A 20,454-nucleotide genomic window follows, 5' to 3' on the forward strand; every position below is an offset into this window, starting at 1 on the left:
CTAGGCGCGGACGGCCGGCGCGAGGGTGACGGCCAACGGGGTGGTGGGGTGGCCGATCAGGCGGGCGAGCGTGCCCGGCGTGTCGGCCAGCCCGCCGGCCGCGATGCCCTCGTCGACGCGGGCGAGGAACGCGGCCTCCGGCGCCGGCACGTCCTGCGCGACCAGGGCGTCCCGGTAGCCGTCGGCGGGCAGGTCGCGGTAGGTGACCGGCTCGCCGGACAGGTCACTGACCAGGTCGGCGAGCTCCGCCTTGGTGAACGCGCTGTCGCCGGACAGCTCGTACACGCTGTTCTCGTGGCCGTCGCCGGCCAGCACCGCGGCGGCCGCTGCGGCGTAGTCGGCACGCGGCGCCGAGGCGATGCGGCCGGTGCCCGACGCGCCGATCACCTCGCCGGTCGCGGCGGCCTGCCCGGCCACCGGGAGGTAGACCTCGCTGTACCAGTTGTTGCGCAGGAAGCTGTAGGGCAAGCCGCTCTCGGCGATGTAGCGCTCGGTCCGCTCGTGGTCGGGCACCGGCATCGGGGTGTCGTCGGCGTGCGCGACGCTGGTGTAGGCGAGGAAGCTCGCGCCCATGGCCCGGGCGGCGTCGACCACGGCGCGATGCTGGCGCAGGCGTACGCCCGGCACCGGAACCGAGATCAACAGCACCTTGTCGGCACCGTCGAAGGCGGCCCGCAGCGTGTCGGGCTGGTCGTAGTCGGCCGGGCGCACCTGGACGCCTCGATCGGCCAGGTCGGCGGCCCGCTGCGGGTCGCGGGCCAGGGCCACCACCCGCTCGTCCGGCGCGCGCCGCACCAGGTTCTCGACGACCATCCGGCCCAGCACACCCGTCGCTCCGGTAACGACGATCATGACCTTCCCCCGTACGACGTCGTTCCTTTCCGCAACGGTAGCTCTCAGTAGGGCCCCACGCCGTAGCTCGCGCCGGCCGCCGCCGCCGAGGCGTAGTAGCTCACGCCGCCCGTGGTGCAGGAGCCGCTGCCGCCCGAGGTGATGCCGATGCCGGTCGTGCCGGCGAAGAGCGGGCCGCCGCTGTCGCCGGGCTGCGAGCAGATGGTGGCGCGGATCAGCCCGGTCACCGTCCCGTCGGCGTAGTTGACGGTCACGTTCAGCGCCGTAACGGTGCCGGCGCGCAGCCCGCCGGGGCCGCTGCGGTAGACCCGCGAGCCGACCGCGGTGGCCCCGAACGCGCGGATCGGTTGCAGGCCCGGGTACGTGTTGACGGCGCTGGGCTTCGCGAGCGTCGTGTCGGTGTAGCGGACCAGGGCCGTGTCCCGGTTCGGGGTGACCGCGCTGACCACCCCGAGGGTGACGGTCGCGGCGGCGTCGGCGTAGACGGTGCCGCCGACGGCGCCGACGCAGTGCCGCGACGTCAGGAAGTAGTAGGTGCTGCCGGCGCGGGCGTTGAACCCGATCAGGCAGCGGCCGCCCGCCCGGTGGAACGGGTCGCCGCCCGCGATGTGCCGGCGCAGGGTGCCGTCGTCGCGCAGGAGCCGGCCGCGGTCGCGCAGTGCCGCCCGCAGTCCGTCCCGGGCGCGCTCGCCGACGGTCGCGTCGGCCGACACCACGATGCGTCCGCCCGCGTCGGTCCACCAGGCCGTGCCGGGCAGGCTCCGGAAGGTGTCGAGGCTCGGCGTCGCCGCGGCGGCGGTGGCCGGGAGCAGGACGGCGAGCGCCGCGACGGTGGCGGCGAGGACCCGGGCTGTGCGCATGGCGGCCTCCGCTCGGATAGATATCGACGACTATCCCTGAATGGGATGACCGTCGGCAACCCTTTCGGTGGTATCGGTGGTACTTCTGCTCGGTTCGACGGAAGTTCTGTCGCATCGAAGTTTAGATATGGACACGGAGCCTCGAAGACCCCTACCGTGTGCGCAACGCGGTGACCCGCGTCGATCCCCCCTTCGCTCGCTCCGTCCCTCTCCCGTCCCGGAGGAACAATGAGCACACGGTTACGTCCACTGTCCTGGTTCGCGGCCGCCGGCCTGCTGGTCGGTGGCCTGCTCGTCGCGCCGGGCGCCGCCACGGCCGCGAAAGCGGCCGCCGCCGCCCCGCCGCCGCAGGAGCCCGGTGTCACCCTGCGGGTCTTCGACGTGCAGGTGCCGCTCAACGAGATCTGCGACCTCAAGCCCGCCCAGACGCCCAACGTCGACAAGCTGATGCCCACGATCAACTGGACGACGACCGCCGACTTCGGCGGGTTCAGCGACAACTTCGTCACCCAGGTGACCGGCAACATCAACATCGCCACCGCCGGGTCGTACACGTTCCGGTTGACCAGCGACGACGGCTCCCGGCTGCTGATCGACAACGCTGTCGTCATCGACCACGACGGCTTGCACAGCGCGCAGCCGCCCAAGGAGGGGACGGTCACCCTCAGCACGGGCTACCACTCGCTGCGGATCGACCACTTCGAGCGCAGCGTCGACCAGCAGATCACATTGGACTGGCGTACGCCCGGCTCGTCGGCCTTCGTCCTCGTCCCCAACAGCGTCCTGTCGACGGACGCCGGCGTGGTGCGGGTGACCGCCCCGGGCCGCAAGGAGTGCGAGGGCATCACGGACTCGCCCGGCGACGGGCTGCCGCTGACCTCCGTGCACCCGAACTACACGCTGACCAACCTGCGCCCGACCGGCTTCCAGCCGCAGGTGTCCGCAATGGACTGGTTGCCCGACGGCCGGATGGCCATCACCACGTGGGGCGGCAGCGACCTGGTGGCCGGCGAGGTCTACCTGGTGTCCAACGTGCAGACCGCGACGGCGCCGTCCCAGGTGACCTATCAGCGCATCGCGCAGGGGTTGCGGGAGCCGATGGGCATCAAGTACGTGGACGGGAAGCTGTACGTCTCCGAGAAGCATCGGCTCGTGGAGCTCAACGACACCAACGGCGACTGGGTGACCGACAACTACCGGCAGGTGGCGACGTGGCCGTGGGGCGGCAACTTCCACGAGTTCGCGTTCGGCCTGCTCTACCAGGCACCGTACTTCTACCTGAACCTGTCGATCTCCATCAACTACGGCGGCGCGACCACGAACCCGCAGCCGGCGGCCAACCGCGGCACGACGATCCGGGTCGACAAGAACACGGGCGCGGTGCACTACGTGGCGGGCGGCCTGCGTACGCCCGATGGCATCGGTTGGGGTCCGGAGGGTGGCATCTTCGTCACCGACAACCAGGGTGACTGGCTGCCGTCGTCGAAGCTGGTGCACATCAAGCAGGACCGGTTCTTCAACCTCAACATGAACCCGCCGGGGCCGTTCCAGAACCAGCCGGTGACGCAGCCGGTGCTGTGGATGCCGCAGAACGAGATCGCCAACTCGCCGAGCACGCCGGTCATGCTGTCGTCCGGGCCGTTCGCGGGCCAGATGCTCATCGGCGACGTGACCTACGGCGGCCTGCAGCGGGCCTACCTCGAGAAGATCAACGGTGAGTACCAGGGCGCGCTGTTCCGGCACACGCAGGGCCTGGAGATGGGCGTGCTGCGCACGTCGATCGGCCCGAACGGCGCGATCTACGTCGGTGGCCTCGGCGCCGACGGCAACTGGGGCCAGGCGGGCAAGCTGAAGTACGGCCTGCAGAAGCTGACGGCCAACGGTGGCAACGCGTTCGACATCCTGGCGATGCGGGCGATCAACGGCGGGTTCGAGGTGGAGTACACGCAGCCGCTGTCCGCCGCGACGATCGCGTCGCTGCCCACCAAGTACAACGTCAAGCAGTGGCGGTACGTGCCGACGGCGGCGTACGGCGGACCCAAGGTCGACGAGCAGACGCTGACCGTGACGTCGGCGGTGGCGTCGGCCGACGGCCGCAAGGTGACCCTGAAGATCAACGGGCTGCAGGCGGGCCGGGTCGTCTATCTCCGTTCACCGCGGCCGTTCAGCGCGACCAACGGCCAGGAGCTGTGGAGCACCGAGGCCTGGTACACGCTCAACTCCCTCGTCGGCGGCCCGCAGCAGCCGGGTGGCGTGCTGGAGGCCGAGTCGGCGGCGCTGGCCGGCGGCGCGGCCGTCTCGACCCAGCACGCCGGCTACACTGGGTCCGGTTTCGTGGAGGGCTACTGGAACCAGGGCGCGTCCACGACGTGGACCGTGTCGGCCGCGGCCGCCGGGTCCCATGACGTGAACCTGCGCTACGCCAACGGCCCGAACGGCGGCACGGGCGCGAAGACCGTGTCGTTGTACGTCAACGGCACCAAGATTCGGCAGGTGTCGTTGCCGTTCACCAACACCTGGGACAACTGGGCGGTGAAGACCGACGCGGTGACCCTGAACGCGGGCACGAACACCATCATGTACCGCTACGACGCCGGTGACATCGGCAACGTCAACATGGACAACATCTCGGTCTCCGGCGGGCCGCAGCCGTCCGTGAACCTGGCCCTCAACAAGACGGCGACGGCCGACAGCTCGTGCAACGCCAACGAGGGTCCGGCGAAGGCCGTCAACGGCAGCGTCTCCGGCGGCAACACCGACAAGTGGTGCTCGCTCGGCGCGTCCAAGTGGATGCAGGTCGACCTGGGCGCGGCCGCCTCGGTCAGCCGGGTGGTCGTCAAGCACGCGGGCGCCGGTGGCGAGAACGCGGCGTGGAACACGCGGGACTTCACCGTCCAGGTGTCGTCCAACGGGACGTCGTGGTCCACAGCGGCCACCGTCACCGCGAACACCGCGTCGACCACGACCCACAACTTCACGGCGGTGTCGGCGCGCTATGTCCGGCTCAACGTGCAGACGGCGACGAGTGACGGCAACGCCGCGGCCCGGATCTACGAGCTGGAGGCGTACGGCACGGGCGGCACCAACCGCACGGTGCTCTTCGACGGCACGGCCGCGTCGATGACGGCGAACTGGCAGCACACCAACGGCGCCAACCCGACATGGACCATCACGGGCGGCGGCATGCAGGTCAACGGCGGCGACATCCGCACCCGGGCGTCGTTCGGCGACTACAAGCTGCACGTGGAGTTCTGGTTGCCGCAGTACGGCCCGGAGGTGACGGGTCAGGCCCGCGCGAACAGCGGAGTCTACCAACAGGACCGGTACGAGCTGCAGGTGTTGGACTCCTTCGGCGACACGTCGCTGGGCAACGACGAGGCGGCATCGATCTACCAGAAGAAGGCGGCGGACGTGAACGCGGCGACGGCGCCGCAGACGTGGCAGACCTACGACATCACGTTCCGCGCGGCCCGCTTCAACGGCACGACGAAGACCGAGGACGCCCGGATGACGGTGGTCTGGAACGGGGTGGTGGTGCACAACAACGTGGCGGTCAACGGCCCGACGGGCGGGGGAGCGGCGGAAGCCAACACCCCGGGCCCGATCCGCCTACAGGACCACACGAACCCGGTCCGCTACCGCAACATCTGGATCGAACCGGCATAGCAACCAGTAGTTCGGGCGCCGGCCGCTCCGACCGGCGCCCGACCGTCACCTCACCGGGCCCGCTGCAGCGCCGACACGTACTCCTGGAAGTGGCGATCGAGCAGCCCGGCGAGGTCGTCGGTCGCGGTGGCGGCGTACTCGTCGAAGACCTGGCGGTACATGGCGATGTCGTGCGTGCCCCGCGTCGAGATCGAGGTGTTCAGGAGGTCGATGACGGCGAGCTCGTCGTCGACCAGCTCGAAGCCGTTCATCGGGAGGGTTCGCAGGCGGGCGTCGTCGGGGATGACCGAGATGGTGACGTTTCCCTGGGCGGCGATCTCGCGGATCCGCGTGATCTGGGCCGGCATGATCTCGGGTGGATAGAACCGGCTCTCGAACACGGCTTCCAGCATGACGAAGTGGAAGGTCCGGTCCGGGTCGGCGAGGATCGCCTGACGGGCCACCCGAGTCGCGACGGCCTCGGCGACGGCCACGCTGCCGGCGGCGTCACTCGCCGGCGAGATCACGTGCTGAAAGCTCGCCAGGACGGCCCGCGCGTACTCGCTGGTCTGCAGCAGGCCGGGGATCACCAGGGGCTGGAAGACGCGCAGGGATCGGGCGTCGGACTCGAGCTCGCGGACGCTGCCCTGCCGGCCGGGCAGTGAGGTCGTGAAGGCGCGCCAGTCGGTCATCCGGTTCTGCCCGTGCTCCGCGAGATCCACGAGGTGGCGGACGACGTCGTCGGGGGCGCCGAGCGCGCGGGCGACCCGGGCCACGTCCGCGGGGTCGGGCAGGCCGACCCCGTTCTCCAGCCGGGAGATCTTCGGTTGGCTCATGCCGACCTGCCTGGCGAGCTCCCGTCCGGTCAAACTCTTGGCCCGGCGCAGGCGGGCGAGTGTCGTGCCGAGCGAGTCCTCGGGGTCGAAGGGAGCGTCGGGCGTGGACGTCACGGGACGCTCCCTTCGTCGGTGGACAGAGGCGCGTTCTCAGGAGATGGAGCGGGCCGCGGCGGCCAGGAGATCGACGGGAATCTCCACGAGCTGCTCACCGTCGGGAAGGTCGACCCCCGACCCGTCGGCCGGCACGAGGTAGCCCTGGACGATGATCGTGCCGCGACCGCTGTCGTAGATGGTCGGGCACGAACCGCCGCCGCAGGAGGTGGCCGAGAGCGTCCGAAGGTTCAGGCCCGCTGTCTGGTTTGTAGGCATATTCACGGGGAAGCATCCTGATTCAAGATTTCCTGGTAGTCAACGGACCACGCAGGCCGGCTTCACCGAAAGAGTTTCTGTGGCAACACGTTGGCAGGAAGTGCGCACTCTGCGATCGGGCTGGTAGGCACCATATCACTCAGCCATATGGCACTCCAGGTGTCTCGTGGACAGCTGAATTCGCACCAGATGAATTCAGTCATGTGACCTTGAATGTCGATCATGGATAGTGAATCCAATATCGCTCGGCCCAACGATGTGGGGTGATCATCGTGAGTCCTGCGAATCTGTGGTCTTCCTTCACCGACCATCGGTACGTCGTCGTGGTCGCCGTCGTCGTGAGTGGAAGCTGAAGGGGGTCGGCAATGGGAGACGTCGCGGTCATCGCCGCCGTAGCCGTGTTCGTCGGGCTCGTCGTGCTGGTCGAGCTCGCCTCGGCCGTACTGCCCGTCGTCATCATCATCACCTGCGTACCCCCGCACGAGCGCCCCGCCCTGGTCGCGCTCGTCGAGGCCACCGGCGGCCGGCGGCTGCGACTGGGCCGGGCCCTGCGGCTCGCGGTCGTCGCCCTGGGCGACACTCACACGCGGGACACCCGTCCGGGCCTGTGAGAGTCGGGTGGGTGACGGATGCGAAATCCGTTCACTCGAACGGGGTCAATCGATGGCGGTCAGCGGATACTGTTGCCCGCGTGTTGCCGGAGCGATGGTCGGAACGCGACGCCTACGACGCCTACATGGGCCGGTGGAGCCGGCGCGTGGCGCCGCTGTTCCTGCGTTGGCTGACCGCCCCCGCCGGGCGGCGGTGGGTCGACGTCGGGTGCGGCACCGGTGCGTTGAGCGGCGCGGTGCTCGAGGCGGCGGCGCCTGTCGAGGTGACCGGCGTCGACAGTTCCGCGGCCTTCGTGACCGCTGCGGCCGGCCGGGTCGGCGACCCGCGGGCCCGGTTCCGGGTCGGTGACGCGGGCGCGCTGCCGCTGGCCGACGCCGGGGTCGACGTCGCCGTGAGTGGGCTGGCGCTCAACTTCGTGCCCGACCCGAAACGCGCCGTCGCGGAGATGGCCCGCGTGACGGTGCCCGGCGGCACGGTCGCCGCCTACGTCTGGGACTACGGCGAGGGCATGGAGATGCTCCGTCACTTCTGGACGGCCGCCACGACGATCGACCCGACCGCGCCCGACGAGTTGGGGCGGTTCGCGGCCATCTGCCGGCCCGATCCCCTCCGTACGCTCTGGTCCGGGGCCGGTCTCACGAGCGTCACCGTCGACGCGGTCTCGGTCCCGACGACCTTCACCGGGTTCGACGACTTCTGGACGCCGTTCCTGGGCGGCCAGGGTCCGGCGCCGGGCTTCGTCGCCCGCCTCGAGCCCGTCGACCGCAACCGCCTGCGCGACCTGCTGCGCGCGCGACTACCGGCGGCACCGGACGGTTCGATCCGGCTGACCGCGCGCGCCTGGACCGTACGCGGCACCGTTTCCTGACCTTCGTCCCACCCTGCGGAAGGCCCGCGCGCGACCCGGCGTGCCGCTTCGTGGCGGGCGGCGAAATCCGGTCAAATGATGGTCCGGCACCCGCCAGCGCCGGGGCACCGAACGGGGGCGATGCACCATGCACGCGAACACCGCGCCGAGCGAGGTCCGCTGGGTCTACCGGCCGCCGCGCAACCGCCGCTCACCCGAGTCACGCCTGTCCGGCGCACCGGTCTTCGGCGTCAGCGCCGCCGACGAGGCGGGCCTGGTCGACGTGATCCTCACCGACGGCACGCGCCTCACCGCACCCGCCGGCGACGTCGTCGCCGAACCCATTTAGGCGCGATTCCCTGCTCGGGTCCGCGGTGGGCACGACCGTCGCTCCCGCCAGACACCGCTACGCTGCCGCGTCCGCGGTTGTCATACACCGAAAACCCACCAACCCGGTCACGTCCCTTTCCTAGGATCTTGCGTGTGGTGATCACGCTGCCGTGGGAGGTCACACCCACCCTCGCGGTCGGCCCGGGGTGCGCCGCACTCGGCGTCGGCCGGCGGGCCTGGCTGGGGGAGTTCCCGGACCCGGCGACGGCCCACGCGTCGCTGTCCGCGGCGGCCGGCGTCGCGCCGGAGGTGGTCGCGGTGGACCTGCACCCCGGCGACCCGGCCCGCCGTTGGGCGGCCCAGGCCGGCCTCCCGATCCGCGCGGTGCCACGCCACCACGCGCTGGTCGCGGCGGTCCTGGCGACGCACGCCGTCGGCCCCGACGAGCAGGTGATCGGACTCGCGCTGGACCACGGCGGCTACGGCCCCGACGGCGCCACCTGGGGCAGCGAGGTCCTGATCGCGGGCTACAAGGACGCCCGCCGCATGTCCCACCTGGACTACGTCCGCGTAGCCGGCGCGACCGCCGCCCGCCCCCACCGCCTGGCGCTGGCCCACCTCCGCCACGCGGGCATCCCCTGGGACCTGGACCTCCCCCCGGTCCGGGCGTGCTCGACCCGCGAACGCCGCACCCTGGCACACCAGTTGGAAACGGGCTACGGCTGCGGCGCGACGGCGAGCCTCGGCCACCTGCTCGACGCCCTCGCCGCGCTGGGCCTCGAAGGGCGGGGCGTCGGCACGCCGTACCCGGCCATGGGTCTGGATCCGGGGACGCTGGTCCGCGCCGTCGTCGCCGACCTGCGGCGGGGGACGCCGACGGACGAGATCGCGGCGCGGGTCCGGGCGACGGTCGTCGCGCTCACGGCCGAGCAGGTGCGGCGCTGCGCCGACGACACCGGGCTCGACGTGGTCGCGCTGGCCGGCGACGTGTTCGACGACCCGGCGCTCACCCGCGCGACCAGGAAAACCCTGCCCGGGTTCACCGTGCTGTCCGGGAAGCCACCCCTGGTCCTGGGTCGACTGCTCTGCGCCGCGGCCGGCTGACTCACATCTCGTACTGCTCGGCCAGTTCGTTCCGCAACGTCTCCGCGTACGGCGCGAGCTCGCGCACGATCGTGGCCCACTCCGCGTCACCGACCGTCACGGCCGGGGGCGTGTCCGGCAGCGTAGAGACGAACTCGTGCCGGCGGCCCGTCGACGGGTGGCTGCTGAACAGCGATGCCTCGGTACGGATGGTGAGCTGGCGCAGCACATCGACGCGCAGGTCGTTGCGGGCCCGGTTCTGGGCGACACGGGCGCGCCACTCGGCCATCGCGAAGCCCTTGCGGGCCACGCCGCTGATCGCGCCGTGGAACAGCGGCAGGGCGGCGGTCGCGTCGAACAGGCTCAGTGTCGCCTCGCGCCCGGCGACTTTCACGGCGAGCAGGTCGGCCTGTTGCTCGGCGCGCCGATCGTCGCGGGCGGCCGCGACGTGGATCGCCGCGTGTACGGCGAACGACAGCCACGAGAGCAGGCCGGTGATCAGCCGCCACAGCTCGTAGACGATCAGGTAGAGCCCGAGCAGGTCACGTTCCGCACCGGATACCCGGCTGGGCCGCAGGCCGCCGGCGATGTGACCGAAGGTGACGCGGGCCGGCCGGGTCAGCATCCGGCGGCGGGAGTCCCGGTTCTTGAAGTGGCCCAGCTCGTGACCGAGCAGCGCGACCAGTTCGCCGGACTCGACACTGGCCACCAACGGGATCCCGAGCGTCAGGATGCGGCGCTGCCGAAGGCCCGCGACCGTCGTCCACGCTCCCCACAGGTGGGGGTCGACCGCGACGATGTCGGGGCGCGGGCTGCCGGTCGCGACCGCGACGCGGTCGATCAGCGCGTGCAGCGCGGGCGCGCGATCCGCGCCGAGCGGGTAGCGGCCACCGAGGATCTTCTTGACCCGCCCGAGCCGAGGGCGCACGAGGTACGCGACCAGAAGGAGCGGCAGCCCGAGCGCGACGGGACCTGCGAACAGCAACCAGACCGCCGCCACGAGCGCGGTCGCCGGCACCGCGACCAGCACGACGGAGATCGCCACCAACAGCACGAGGACGCGGGTACGCACGGGTGCGCCGGCGGCCAACAGCTTGTCGGCCCGGAAGCCGGCGCGGTGGTCTCGTGTCCGGATCTGCCGCCAGAACCAGGTCGACCGCTCGATCGGCGCGAGCGTGTCGAGGTTCCACTCACAGCGTGGGCACCACGAGGGCTGGTCCTCCTCGACCGCCAACGGCACCGCGCAACTCGGACAGGTATCGGTCACCGGCGAATTGTGGGGTGTAGTTGATCATAGGTCAACCGCCTGTCCGGCTTCGACCGCCGCGGGCGTCGGGGGCTGGATCGTCGCCCTGCGCAGCGGCGAGCCGAGCGTCGCCAGCAACGCCGTGCCGACCAGGCAGGTCAGCCCGCCGATGACCAGGGCCGTGGCGCCCGAGGTCGCCGACGCCAGCAGGCCCGCGCGGAGGTTGCCCAGTTCCGGGCCCGCCACCCCCACCACGTGTTCCAACGCCGCCACCCTGCCTTGAAAAGCGTCCGGTGTGGACGACTGCACCACCGTCCCCCTGGCCACCACCGCCCACGTGTCGGCCGCCCCCGCCACCGCCAGGCAGGCCAGCGCCGCCGGCAGAGTCGGGGCCAGGCCCGTGAACGCGAGGGCCGCGCCCCAGACCGCCCCGCAGGCAAGCAGGACCAGGCCCGGGCGGCCCGCGCGCGTCGAGAGTCCGGAAAGGACCGACGCCACCGCGCCGCCCACGCCCAGGGCCGTCAAGAACAAACCCAGGGTCGCCGGCGAGCCGCCGAACTTCTCCGAGTTCACCACCGGGAACAGGGCCACCGGCATCGCCAGCAGGGTGGCGCAGAGGTCTGCCAGCAGGGCGCCCGCCACCGGGCGGGTGCGGACCGCGAAGAGCAGGCCGGCGCCCACCGCGCGTAGGCCCGCCCCGCCTCCCGACGAACCCGTCACCCGCGGCAGGCCCGCGATGCCGATCAGCGCCGCCCCGAACGACGCCGCGTCGACCACGAAGCAGACCGGCGTGCCCGCCAGCGCCACCACCACACCCGCCGCCGCGGGACCCAGCAGCATGGCGAGCTGGAACGACAGGTGGTTCAGCGCGAGGCCCGCCGCCAGCCGCGGTGCGGGGAGCAGCACCGGTACGAACGCCCGCAGCGCCGGGTAGGCCAGCGCCGACAACCCCGAGTGGGCCGCGGCCAGCGCCAGCATCACCCCGACCGGGCTCGCGGTCACCGCCGTCACCGCCATCAGCAGGCTTGTCGCCAGCAGGCCCCAGGTCGCGCCCGCGGCCAGCCGGCGGCGGTCGACGTGGTCCACGAACGCGCTGCCCACCAGCGCGACCGTGATCAGCGGCACCGCGGTGACCAGGCCCAGCAGGCCGACCAGCGCCGGGTCGTGGGTGCGGTCCCAGACGAAGAAGACGACGGCGAACCCGCCGAACTGCCCACCGAAACCCGACAGCGTCGTGCCGATCCAGAGCCGGCGGAACGCGCGATGGTCGCGCAGCGGGCGCAGGTCGAGGAGCGCGCCCCTCATAGGGAGAAGTTGGCGCGCAGCCGCTCCGCGAACGACCGCCGTTCGAGCGCCCGGCGGATGTCCGCGACCACCGTCGTCAGCGCGTACGGCAGCTCCGCCTCCAACTCCCGCAGCGACGTCTCGGTCGCGCGCCACTCCGCGACCAGGAACGGCACCACCTCGAGCCCTCGCGGGGACAGCCGGATCCGCCGCGTCCGGCCGTCCACGTTGTCGGCGTCGACGACCAGCCCCGCCCGCCGCATCGCCGAGACCGTCTGGCTCATCGCCGAGTGCGTGACCGCGATCCGGTCGGCGAGCTGCTGGATCGTCAGCGGCTCGTGCCGGGAGAGCTGGATGATCGGCCCCACGTACCGGGTCCGCACGTCGTCGATGCCCGCCTCCGCGTAGAGGCCGGCGATGTCGCGGTCCATGCCGTGCAGCAGGGCCCAGACCGGACCCCAGTGACTGCTGTCGAGGAGATCTGCCACGCGTACGATGTAACAGCACTTATATAAGCACTGTCAAACGTATTCTGGCGGCATGGCGCCGTTGATCATCCGTCCGGGAGTCGAGATTCCCGAGGCCGAGCTCCGCTGGCGGTTCTCCCGCTCGTCGGGCCCCGGCGGCCAGGGCGTCAACACCGCCGACTCCCGCGTCGAGCTGAGCTGGGATCTCGAGCAGACCACCGCGCTCGGGCCGCACCTCAAGGACCGGGCCCGGGTGCGACTGGCGAACCGGCTGGTCGGCGGCGTCCTCACCATCGCCGCCTCGGAGCACCGGGCCCAGTTGCGCAATAGGGAGGCAGCGCTGGCGCGACTGGCGGCGTTCGTCCGCGAGGCCATCGAGCCACCGCCGCCACCACGGCGCGCGACCAAGCCGTCACGCGGCGCCAAGGAACGCCGGATCGCCGAGAAGAAGCGGCGCGGCGAGGTCAAGCGCCTCCGGCGACCGGACGGGCGCGACTGACGCGAACCCGTGGCACGATCGGCGGATGAACGAGAGCGTGCGCGCGGTCGAGGGTGACCGCTGGGTGGTCGTCGGCCTCGACAACGGCGGCAACGCCAACAACGCGACCGTGCTCGACTCGGCCGGCACGTTCCTGGTCGAGGGCCTGCTGGAGAGCCCCAGCCGGGTCAAGGAAGGGCCGGCCGTCGCGGTCGAGGCGCTCAGCGAGGCGTTCGACAACGTGCTGGTCCAGACCGGGGTGCCGCGCGCGGCCGTACGCTCCGTGGGGCTGGACACCCCGGGCCCGGCCAGCGCCACCGGCGTCATCTCGGCGAAGGGCTCGACCAACTTCGTCGACCCGGCGTGGCGCGGCTTCGACGTCCGCACCGCGCTGGAGGAGCGGATCGGCTTCCCGGTCGTCTACAACAACGACGGCAACGCCGCCGCCCTGTACGCGCACCACGTCCACTTCGGACTCATGGGGCCCAGCCGCTCGTCGGTGTCGGCCATCGTCGGCACCGGGCTCGGCGGCGGGGTGATCGAGTCCGGGCGGATCGTCTCCGGCGCCGCCGGCATGGCCGGTGAGCTGGGCCACGTGCACATCCCGATGCGCGGCCTGCTCGACGACGACCAGCCGATCCCCGACTGCAACTGCGGCTTCGACGGTGACGCCGAGAGCGTCGCCTCGCTGACCGGCATCGAGCGCAACCTCCTGCCGTACTGGCTCGCCAAGAATCCCGACCACCCGCTGCACCGGGAGACCGACCCGGCCACGGCGGCCAAGCTCGTCCGCGGGCTCGGCGAGGCCGGCGACCCGCTCGCGCGGAAGATCTTCGCCCAGCAGGCCGCCGCGATCGGCCGCCTGTTCACGATCGCCGCCAACTTCACCGACCCCGACGCGTACTTCGTCGGCGGTGGCGTCGTCCAGGCCTCCGCGGCGTTCGGCCAGTGGTTCCTGGAGCAGGTCGAGCGGAACACCCGACTGCGCGACGAGCAGCGGCAGGTGGCGACGTTCGCCCTCGTACCCGATCTCGACATGGCCGGTGCCCGCGGCGCCGCCCTCGCCGCCCGCCAGTCGGTGCCCCGCGGGACGACGTAGGACGGACGTATCACCGCCGGGGCGGGCGCCTCCGCAGGGCATGGACCTCATCACCCTCGCCCTGGTCGCCGCCGTCGTGCTGGCGGTCGTGCTGTTGACCCGGCGCCATAAGCGCAGGCGGCCGAGCCCCGAGACGCCGACGCCCGGCGGCGACGCGGCCGTCCCCACGTTCCGCGTCGTCACCCTCGGCCCCCGCGGCTCGGGCAAGACGCTCCTGCTCGCCAGCATGTACCACCAGATGCAGACCTGGGGTGGCCGGGGCTTCTTCCTCGCCGCGCCGCGGGAGCAGGTCGCCCTGCTCAACCACTGGTTCACCGAGGTCGAGGACCCGGGCCGGGACTGGCCGGCCGGGACCGTCACCGCCGACACCCGCGAGTTCACCTTCGACGTGCGCACCCGCGGCCGCTCGGGCGCGCTGCACACGGTGTTCCGGCTCAGCTACCTCGACTACGCCGGCGCGCTGCTCACCCAGCCGCCCGAGCCCGGCTCGACGCTGTGGAAGGACCTCGACGACCGGATCGAGCAGGCCGACGCGCTGATCGCCGTCATCGACGGGCATCGCGTGCGGCAGTGGCTGGACGGGCGCCGCGAGGGGCAGATGGGTCTCCAGCACGCGCTGACCGCGATGATCAGCCGGATGTTGGTGGTGGAGAAGCCGATCACGTTCTGCATCACCAAGTACGACCTGCTGCGCGACATCGACGCCGACGAGGACGGGCGGCTGCGTACCGTGCGCAAGCTGCTGATGACCAACCAGGGCTTCCGCGACCTCGTCAACGAGCACGCCGGGCGCCGCGTCGTGCGGCTCGTGCCGGTCTCGGCGGTCGGCCCGGCGTTCGCGGAGCTCGACGAGTCCGGCGCGATGACGAAGCTGCCCGACGGCCTGCTCGAACCCACCAATGTGGACGTGCCCCTGGCCGCCGTCGTGCCCGACGTCTTCGAGCAGATCATGCTCCGGCTCGACCAGGCCAAGCTGGCGGCCGAGTTCGACCGGCTGCGCCGGCAGACGCGGCGTTCGCCCGGCGAGGCGTTCGCCGACCTCGGTGCGACGTTGATCCGGTCGACCAACCGGGTGATCGGCGCGCTCAACCCGCTCTACGCCTCACTCGTGGGGCTCGCCGCCGCCGACCTGGTCCGGCGCCAGGAGGAGAACGCGGCCACGCACGACGCGTACGTGACGCGGCTGCTCGACGAGGCCGAGGCGCACCTCGAGGACTTCCAACTCGCCCAGCGCAAGGTGATCCGCGAGTTCCGCAGCCGGGTCGACGTGCTGGAGGGCCGGCTGTCCAGCTCCCGCCTGGGCGGCACGCCGTGACGCGGGCGTGGCCGATCGCGGTCGCGGCGGGCCGGCGCCGCGACTACAGCACGGTGCTCACCCCCGAGATCATCAGCACGGAGTACGGCGTGCTGGCCGAGTCGCTGAGCCCGGGCCCCGTCGGCGGCGCCCCCCGGGTGCGGGCGGTGACCACGGCCAGCGGCGTGCGGCTCACGGTCGCCTACCGCACCCACGCGCTGACCGCGGTCCGCGACCAGCAGGGCCGCCCCCTGCTGATGATGTACGGCCTCGCGCGCACCGGCACCACCACCTCGCCACCGTCGGACGCCGACCTGGACCGCGCCTGGGATCCCGCGATCGCCGCGTACGAGCGGTTCCTGGCGGGGGAGGAGGCCTTCGCGGCGCTCCCGTCGCGGGCCGTCCCGACCGACTGGCCGGGCGGGGGCACGGTGTCGCCGGCACCCGAGCGACCCGGCCTGCGGACCGGCATCGCGGCCCTGACGGCCGCCGTCGTGGTCGTCCTCGTCGGCTGGTTCCTCCTGCGGCCGGGCGACGACCCGCGACCGTGTCTTGCCCGGACCACCGCCACCGTCGACGCGACGGCACCGACCTGCACACCGACCACACTGGACCCCAGCCCGCCGGCGGTGCGATGATCGCCCGATGATCAGCGTCGAAGAACGCGGTGCCGTGTCGGTCGTCCGGATCGCCAACGGCCCGGTCAACGTGCTCGACCTGGAGACGCTGCGGGAGCTGACGTCGACCCTCGCCGGGCTCTCCGGGGCGCCCGCGCTGGTGCTCACCGGCGAGGGCCGGGCGTTCTCCGCCGGCGTCGACCTCAAGCGCCTGGTCGAGGGCGGCGAGGCGTACACCCGGGAGTTCCTCCTGGCCCTCGGCGGCGTGTTCCAGGCGGTGTTCGACCATCCCCGCCCGATCGTGGCCGCCGTCAACGGGCACGCGATCGCCGGCGGGTGCGTGATCGCGGCGGGCTGCGACTACCGGTTCATGTCGGCCGGCACGATCGGCGTGACCGAGTTGCTGGTCGGCGTGCCGTTCCCGGGCGTGGCACTGGAGGCGATCCGGTTCGTCGCCGGCGCGCGCACCGCCTCGCTCGTGCTCACCGGGCGGACCCTGAAGCCCGCCGAGGCCCAGGCGGTCGGGCTCGTCGACGAGGTGGTCGAGCCCGACGCGCTCCTCGCCGCCGCCCTGGCCCGGGCCGAGGCGTTCGCGGCGATCCCGGCCGCCAGCTTCACGATGACCAAGGTCGCGCTGCGGGCCGACGCGAAGCGGCTGATGGGCGACGGCGACGTCGACGAGATCATCGAAGCCTGGACGAGCCCGCCGGTACGCGCGGCGATCGAGACCTACCTGAGCAACCTCAAGCGGGCCTAGGAGCCCGCACCCGGCGCCCACGGGTTGTAGTCGACCTCCAGCGGCTCCTGCTCCGGCCGCTCCGCCTCGGGGACGTGCTGCAGGTTCACCCGGATCCGGTACCAGATCGAACTGCGCCCCCGCATGCCGTCGACCAGCACGTCGGCCGGCTGCAGGTAGCCGACGATCGCGGCGTGACGGGCCTTCCACCGGTCGAGCGCGGCCAGCGACTCGTCCTTGGTCTTCGACCGGGCGATCTCGACGAGCGGCTTCGTCTGCTGCCGGCGCCCCTCACCCTTCGGGGGCTTCTCCGCGGGCCCGAGCCGGCGGGCCAGGTCGAGCAGCGGCTCCAGCGAGCCACGGGCCGACTCGATGCCCGTCCACGGGTCGCCCTGCTCGGCCCAGCGGTCGCGCACGGTGCGCACGGTGAAGTCGGCGGGCCGGCAGGACGGCACCTCGTCCCACGTCAGGGGAGTCGAGACGCGGGCGTCCGGCAGCGGGCGCACCGAGTAGGCGGACGCGACGGTGCGGTCCTTGGCGTTCTGGTTGAAGTCGACGAACACCCCTTCCCGCTCCTCCTTCCACCACCGCGCCGTGGCCAGGTCCGGCACCCGGATCTCCACCTCGCGCGCCACGGTCTCCGCGGCGAGCCGCACGTCGCGGTAGCTCCAGTGCGGGTCGATCCGCGCGTAGATGTGGAAGCCGCGCGACCCTGACGTCTTCGGCCAGGCGGTCAGCCCGTGCTCCTCGAGCACCTCGCGGGCGACCAGCGCGACGTCGACGATCTGGCCCCACTCGACGCCGGGCATCGGGTCGAGGTCGACGCGCAGCTCGTCGGGATGGTCGAGGTCCTCCGCGCGTACCGGATGCGGGTTGAGGTCGATGCAGCCGAGGTTGACCACCCAGGCGAGCCCGGCGGCGTCGCGGACGACGGTCTCCGCGGCCGAGGTGCCGGAGCGGTAGTGCAACTCGGCGACCTCGATCCAGTCGGGCCGCTTGGCCGGCGCCCGCTTCTGCCAGATGGCCTCCTCGCCCAGGCCCTTGACGAACCGCTTGAGCACCATCGGCCGCCCGCCGACACCGCGCAGCGCGCCCTCGGCCACGGTGAGGTAGTAGCGGACCAGGTCGAGCTTGGTGTGGCCGGCCTCGGGGAACACCACCCGGTCAGGGTTGGTGATCGTCACCTCGCGCCCGGCGACCTCCAGCACTTCAGACGCCACACGACCACCTTAATCAGGTGACGTCGGGGTCGACGGCGATCAGGACCTTGCCGACCGTGCCGTCCTGGACCGCGTCGTGGGCCGCGGCCGTGTCCTCGAACGGGAAGACGGTGACCGGCGGGGGAGTGAGCAGGCCCGCCGCGAGCGCCGTGGTGATGTCGGCGGCCGCCTGCAGGAACGCCTCCTCCGGCATCGTGTAGAGCAGCACGAAGCGCAGCAGCAGGTTGCGGTTCATCAGCTCGCGGACGGCCAGCTCGGCCGGCTGCGGCTCGGCGGCGTAGCAGGCGATCGTCGAGTGCGGCGCGGCCACCGCGAGGTCGAGCACCAGGTTGCTGGCCAGCGCTACCTCGATGATCCGGTCGATGCCCTCGGGCGCCAGCGCCCGGATCTCCTCGGCCGCGCTCGGACCCCGGTAGTTGACCACGTGCCGCGCGCCCGCCTCGCGGGCGAGATCCGCCTTGGCCGCGCTGGACACCGTGCTGATCACGGTCGCGCCCGCGGCCAGTGCCTGCTGGATCGCGTACCGGCCGACCGCGCCGGCTCCACCCGCGACCAGCACCGTGCGGCCGTCGAGCGGACCGTCGGCGAAGAGGCAGCGGTGCGCGGTGACCGCCGGTACGCCGAGCGTCGCGCCCAGTTGCATCGACGCGTTCTCGGGCAGCGGGACCGCCTGGTCCGACGGGATCACCGTGTACTGCGCGGCGGAGCCCCACGGCCGGCGGTAGGCGGCCATGTAGAGCCAGACCCGCTCGCCGATGCGGGCCGGGTCCACACCCGGGCCGACCTCGTCGACCACGCCGGCGCCGTCCTGGTTGGGCACCTGGAAGTGGCTCGTCCGCGGCTGCGGCACCATGCCGGAGCGCGCCTTCCAGTCGGTCGGGTTGACGCCCGAGTAGGCGATCCGCACCCGCACCTCACCCGGCCCGGGGCTCGGCGTGTCGATCTCCTCCAGCCGGAGCACGTCGGTGGCGGGACCCGGTTCGCGGTAAACGGCGGCACGCATGGTCGACAGCTTAGCGAGAGGCCGCAGACATCCATTGACTTGAATAGTAAAGTTTCCTAAGCTTTTGCCACCTCGAGGCCCATCGGCGGGACCAACCCCACCCGCCGAGCACATGCGCGCACCTCCGCCCGACTCCACGCACAGAGCCTCGAAAGGTCGCCCCATGACCAGGAGATTCGCCGCGGCCGCGCTCGCCACCGCGACCGCGCTCGCCGCCGGCACGCTGGCCGTGCTGGCCGCACCGAGCCCCGCCCAGGCCGCCGTGCTGCCCAACGGCTTCAAGAGCGTCGGCTACATGCCCTCGTGGGCCGGCAGCGCCACCGCGATCCAGTACAACAAGCTCACCCACGTCAACTACGCCTTCGTGCTGCCGACGGGCAGCGGTGGGCTGACCGCCGTCGACAACCCGGGCAAGCTCCAGCAGATCGTCAGCCTCGGGCACGCCGCCAACACCAAGGTGCTGATCGCCATCGGCGGCTGGAACGACGGCAACGACTCCGCCTTCGAGCAGATGGCCGCGAACGCCGGCGCCCGCACCACCTTCGTCAACAACGTCGTCAACCTGGTCAACCAGTACAACCTGGACGGTGTCGACATCGACTGGGAATATCCTGACCCGGGCACCTCCGGCAACAACTTCACCGCGCTGATGTCACAGCTCAGCTCCGCCATGCACAGCCGCGGCAAGCTGCTCACCGCCGCGGTCGTCTCCGGCGGCGGCACCGCGCAGGGCGTGCAGCCGGCCGTCTTCGGCATGGTCGACTTCCTCAACATCATGACGTACGACGGCGGGTCGCCCCATGCCAACTACAACTGGACGCTGTCGAGCATCAACGAGTGGAAGTCACGCGGGCTGCCGGCCAGCAAGGCGGTCGTCGGTGTGCCGTTCTACAGCCGCCCCGGCGGCATCCCGTACAACCAGATCATCGCCCAGAACCCGGCCTGGGCCAACCAGGACTGCGCGACCATCAACGGCGTGCAGCAGTGCTACAACGGCCTGCCGACCGTGCGCGCCAAGACCCAGTGGGCGATGGCCAACGCGGGCGGGATCATGAACTGGGAGCTGTCGCAGGACCCGAACAACGCCAACTCGCTCGTCAGTGCGATCTACACGGTCGCGACCGGCGGTGGCGGCCCGACCAACCCGCCGACCGGCCGCACCGGGCGGATCACGGGCCTGGCCGGCAAGTGCGTCGACGTCGCGGCGGCCAGCACCGCCAACGGCGCCGCGGTGCAGCTCTACACCTGCAACGGCACCAACGCGCAGACCTGGACGGTGGCCACCGACGGCACCGTGCGGGCGCTGGGCAAGTGCATGGACGTCGCCAGCGGCTCGACCGCGAACGGCGCCAACGTGCAGCTCTGGGACTGCAACGGCTCCGGCGCGCAGGTCTGGCAGGCCCAGTCCAACCAGACGCTGCGTAACCCGCAGTCCAACAAGTGCCTCGACGTGCGCGACAACAGCAGCGCCGACGGTGCACGGCTGCAGATCTGGGACTGCTTCGCGGGCGCGAACCAGCGCTGGGTCCTGCCCTAGAACAACAGGCATCGGGTACGGCGGGAGCACCCTCCC

Annotated in this window: 20 protein-coding genes; 11 read left to right on the forward strand and 9 right to left on the reverse strand. The window is 71.9% G+C overall.

Annotation, left to right across the window (positions count from 1 at the left end; genetic code table 11):
* Both Asi02nite_RS33335 and Asi02nite_RS33340 read right to left on the reverse strand, forming a co-directional pair.
* Complete coding sequence (locus Asi02nite_RS33335) at positions 1 to 852, reverse strand: SDR family oxidoreductase (protein WP_203717996.1); 852 nt, start codon at positions 850 to 852, stop codon at positions 1 to 3.
* Between the two features lie 44 nt (positions 853 to 896).
* The gene (locus Asi02nite_RS33340) at positions 897 to 1,712 is read right to left on the reverse strand and encodes a S1 family peptidase (protein ID WP_203717997.1); all 816 of its coding nucleotides are present in this window, start codon (positions 1,710 to 1,712) and stop codon (positions 897 to 899) included.
* Positions 1,713 to 1,940: 228 nt separating this feature from the next.
* Here Asi02nite_RS33340 and Asi02nite_RS33345 point away from each other — a divergent pair, with 228 nt between their 5' ends.
* Positions 1,941 to 5,378 (forward strand): 3-keto-alpha-glucoside-1,2-lyase-like domain-containing protein, encoded by a 3,438-nt coding sequence (locus tag Asi02nite_RS33345; protein WP_203717998.1) that lies wholly within the window; start codon positions 1,941 to 1,943, stop codon positions 5,376 to 5,378.
* A 50-nt stretch (positions 5,379 to 5,428) separates the two neighbouring features.
* On the opposite strand, the gene Asi02nite_RS33350 is transcribed toward Asi02nite_RS33345, so the two are convergent.
* Positions 5,429 to 6,307, reverse strand: coding sequence for a helix-turn-helix domain-containing protein (locus Asi02nite_RS33350; protein WP_203717999.1), 879 nt, complete (start codon positions 6,305 to 6,307; stop codon positions 5,429 to 5,431).
* A gap of 36 nt (positions 6,308 to 6,343) precedes the next feature.
* Positions 6,344 to 6,571 (reverse strand): hypothetical protein, encoded by a 228-nt coding sequence (locus tag Asi02nite_RS33355; RefSeq protein WP_373312373.1) that lies wholly within the window; start codon positions 6,569 to 6,571, stop codon positions 6,344 to 6,346.
* Positions 6,572 to 6,930: 359 nt separating this feature from the next.
* Between Asi02nite_RS33355 and Asi02nite_RS33360 the strand changes: the two genes are divergently transcribed.
* The 4 genes from Asi02nite_RS33360 (at position 6,931) to Asi02nite_RS33375 (ending at position 9,458) form a co-directional block, all read left to right on the forward strand.
* Entirely contained in the window at positions 6,931 to 7,176 is a 246-nt protein-coding gene (locus tag Asi02nite_RS33360) for a hypothetical protein (RefSeq protein WP_203718000.1), read from the forward strand.
* Between the two features lie 80 nt (positions 7,177 to 7,256).
* Positions 7,257 to 8,045, forward strand: coding sequence for a class I SAM-dependent methyltransferase (locus Asi02nite_RS33365; protein WP_239127376.1), 789 nt, complete (start codon positions 7,257 to 7,259; stop codon positions 8,043 to 8,045).
* 127 nt (positions 8,046 to 8,172) lie between these two features.
* Positions 8,173 to 8,373, forward strand: a complete 201-nt coding sequence (locus tag Asi02nite_RS33370; protein ID WP_203718001.1) for a hypothetical protein — start codon at positions 8,173 to 8,175, stop codon at positions 8,371 to 8,373.
* 134 nt (positions 8,374 to 8,507) lie between these two features.
* Positions 8,508 to 9,458, forward strand: a complete 951-nt coding sequence (locus Asi02nite_RS33375; RefSeq protein ID WP_203718002.1) for a Kae1-like domain-containing protein — start codon at positions 8,508 to 8,510, stop codon at positions 9,456 to 9,458.
* A 1-nt stretch (position 9,459) separates the two neighbouring features.
* On the opposite strand, the gene Asi02nite_RS33380 is transcribed toward Asi02nite_RS33375, so the two are convergent.
* Genes Asi02nite_RS33380 through Asi02nite_RS33390 form a run of 3 tightly spaced genes read right to left on the reverse strand, consistent with a single transcriptional unit; the run spans position 9,460 to position 12,455 of the window.
* The gene (locus Asi02nite_RS33380; protein WP_203718003.1) at positions 9,460 to 10,704 is read right to left on the reverse strand and encodes a M48 family metalloprotease; all 1,245 of its coding nucleotides are present in this window, start codon (positions 10,702 to 10,704) and stop codon (positions 9,460 to 9,462) included.
* Between the two features lie 24 nt (positions 10,705 to 10,728).
* The gene (locus tag Asi02nite_RS33385; RefSeq protein WP_203718004.1) at positions 10,729 to 11,988 is read right to left on the reverse strand and encodes an MFS transporter; all 1,260 of its coding nucleotides are present in this window, start codon (positions 11,986 to 11,988) and stop codon (positions 10,729 to 10,731) included.
* Entirely contained in the window at positions 11,985 to 12,455 is a 471-nt protein-coding gene (locus Asi02nite_RS33390; protein ID WP_239127378.1) for a MarR family winged helix-turn-helix transcriptional regulator, read from the reverse strand. Before Asi02nite_RS33390 ends, Asi02nite_RS33385 begins: the two co-directional genes overlap by 4 nt.
* Positions 12,456 to 12,507: 52 nt before the next feature.
* On the opposite strand from Asi02nite_RS33390, the gene arfB reads away from it, so the two are divergent.
* The 5 genes from arfB to Asi02nite_RS33415 are packed head-to-tail and all read left to right on the forward strand — an operon-like array spanning position 12,508 to position 16,679.
* On the forward strand, positions 12,508 to 12,933 hold the full coding sequence (arfB, locus tag Asi02nite_RS33395) for an alternative ribosome rescue aminoacyl-tRNA hydrolase ArfB (protein WP_203718005.1): 426 nt from the start codon (positions 12,508 to 12,510) through the stop codon (positions 12,931 to 12,933).
* A gap of 25 nt (positions 12,934 to 12,958) precedes the next feature.
* Complete coding sequence (locus Asi02nite_RS33400) at positions 12,959 to 14,011, forward strand: ROK family protein (protein WP_203718006.1); 1,053 nt, start codon at positions 12,959 to 12,961, stop codon at positions 14,009 to 14,011.
* A 40-nt stretch (positions 14,012 to 14,051) separates the two neighbouring features.
* Positions 14,052 to 15,326, forward strand: coding sequence for a GTPase domain-containing protein (locus tag Asi02nite_RS33405; RefSeq protein WP_203718007.1), 1,275 nt, complete (start codon positions 14,052 to 14,054; stop codon positions 15,324 to 15,326).
* Positions 15,323 to 15,943, forward strand: a complete 621-nt coding sequence (locus Asi02nite_RS33410; protein ID WP_203718008.1) for a hypothetical protein — start codon at positions 15,323 to 15,325, stop codon at positions 15,941 to 15,943. The genes Asi02nite_RS33405 and Asi02nite_RS33410 overlap by 4 nt, the downstream gene beginning before the upstream one ends.
* A gap of 7 nt (positions 15,944 to 15,950) precedes the next feature.
* On the forward strand, positions 15,951 to 16,679 hold the full coding sequence (locus tag Asi02nite_RS33415) for an enoyl-CoA hydratase/isomerase family protein (protein ID WP_203718009.1): 729 nt from the start codon (positions 15,951 to 15,953) through the stop codon (positions 16,677 to 16,679).
* Here the strand turns inward: Asi02nite_RS33415 and Asi02nite_RS33420 are convergent.
* Together Asi02nite_RS33420 and Asi02nite_RS33425 are read right to left on the reverse strand one after the other, a co-directional pair.
* Positions 16,676 to 17,878: a DNA polymerase domain-containing protein gene (locus tag Asi02nite_RS33420; protein WP_203718010.1), complete on the reverse strand. Its 1,203-nt coding sequence runs from the start codon at positions 17,876 to 17,878 to the stop codon at positions 16,676 to 16,678. The genes Asi02nite_RS33415 and Asi02nite_RS33420 overlap by 4 nt on opposite strands.
* 13 nt (positions 17,879 to 17,891) lie before the next feature.
* Entirely contained in the window at positions 17,892 to 18,881 is a 990-nt protein-coding gene (locus tag Asi02nite_RS33425; RefSeq protein WP_203718011.1) for an NADPH:quinone reductase, read from the reverse strand.
* A 163-nt stretch (positions 18,882 to 19,044) separates the two neighbouring features.
* Between Asi02nite_RS33425 and Asi02nite_RS33430 the strand changes: the two genes are divergently transcribed.
* Positions 19,045 to 20,418, forward strand: coding sequence for a glycosyl hydrolase family 18 protein (locus tag Asi02nite_RS33430; RefSeq protein WP_203718012.1), 1,374 nt, complete (start codon positions 19,045 to 19,047; stop codon positions 20,416 to 20,418).
* Positions 20,419 to 20,454 lie beyond the last annotated feature (36 nt).

The organism is Asanoa siamensis (genome assembly GCF_016862555.1).
GTDB lineage: Bacteria > Actinomycetota > Actinomycetes > Mycobacteriales > Micromonosporaceae > Asanoa > Asanoa siamensis.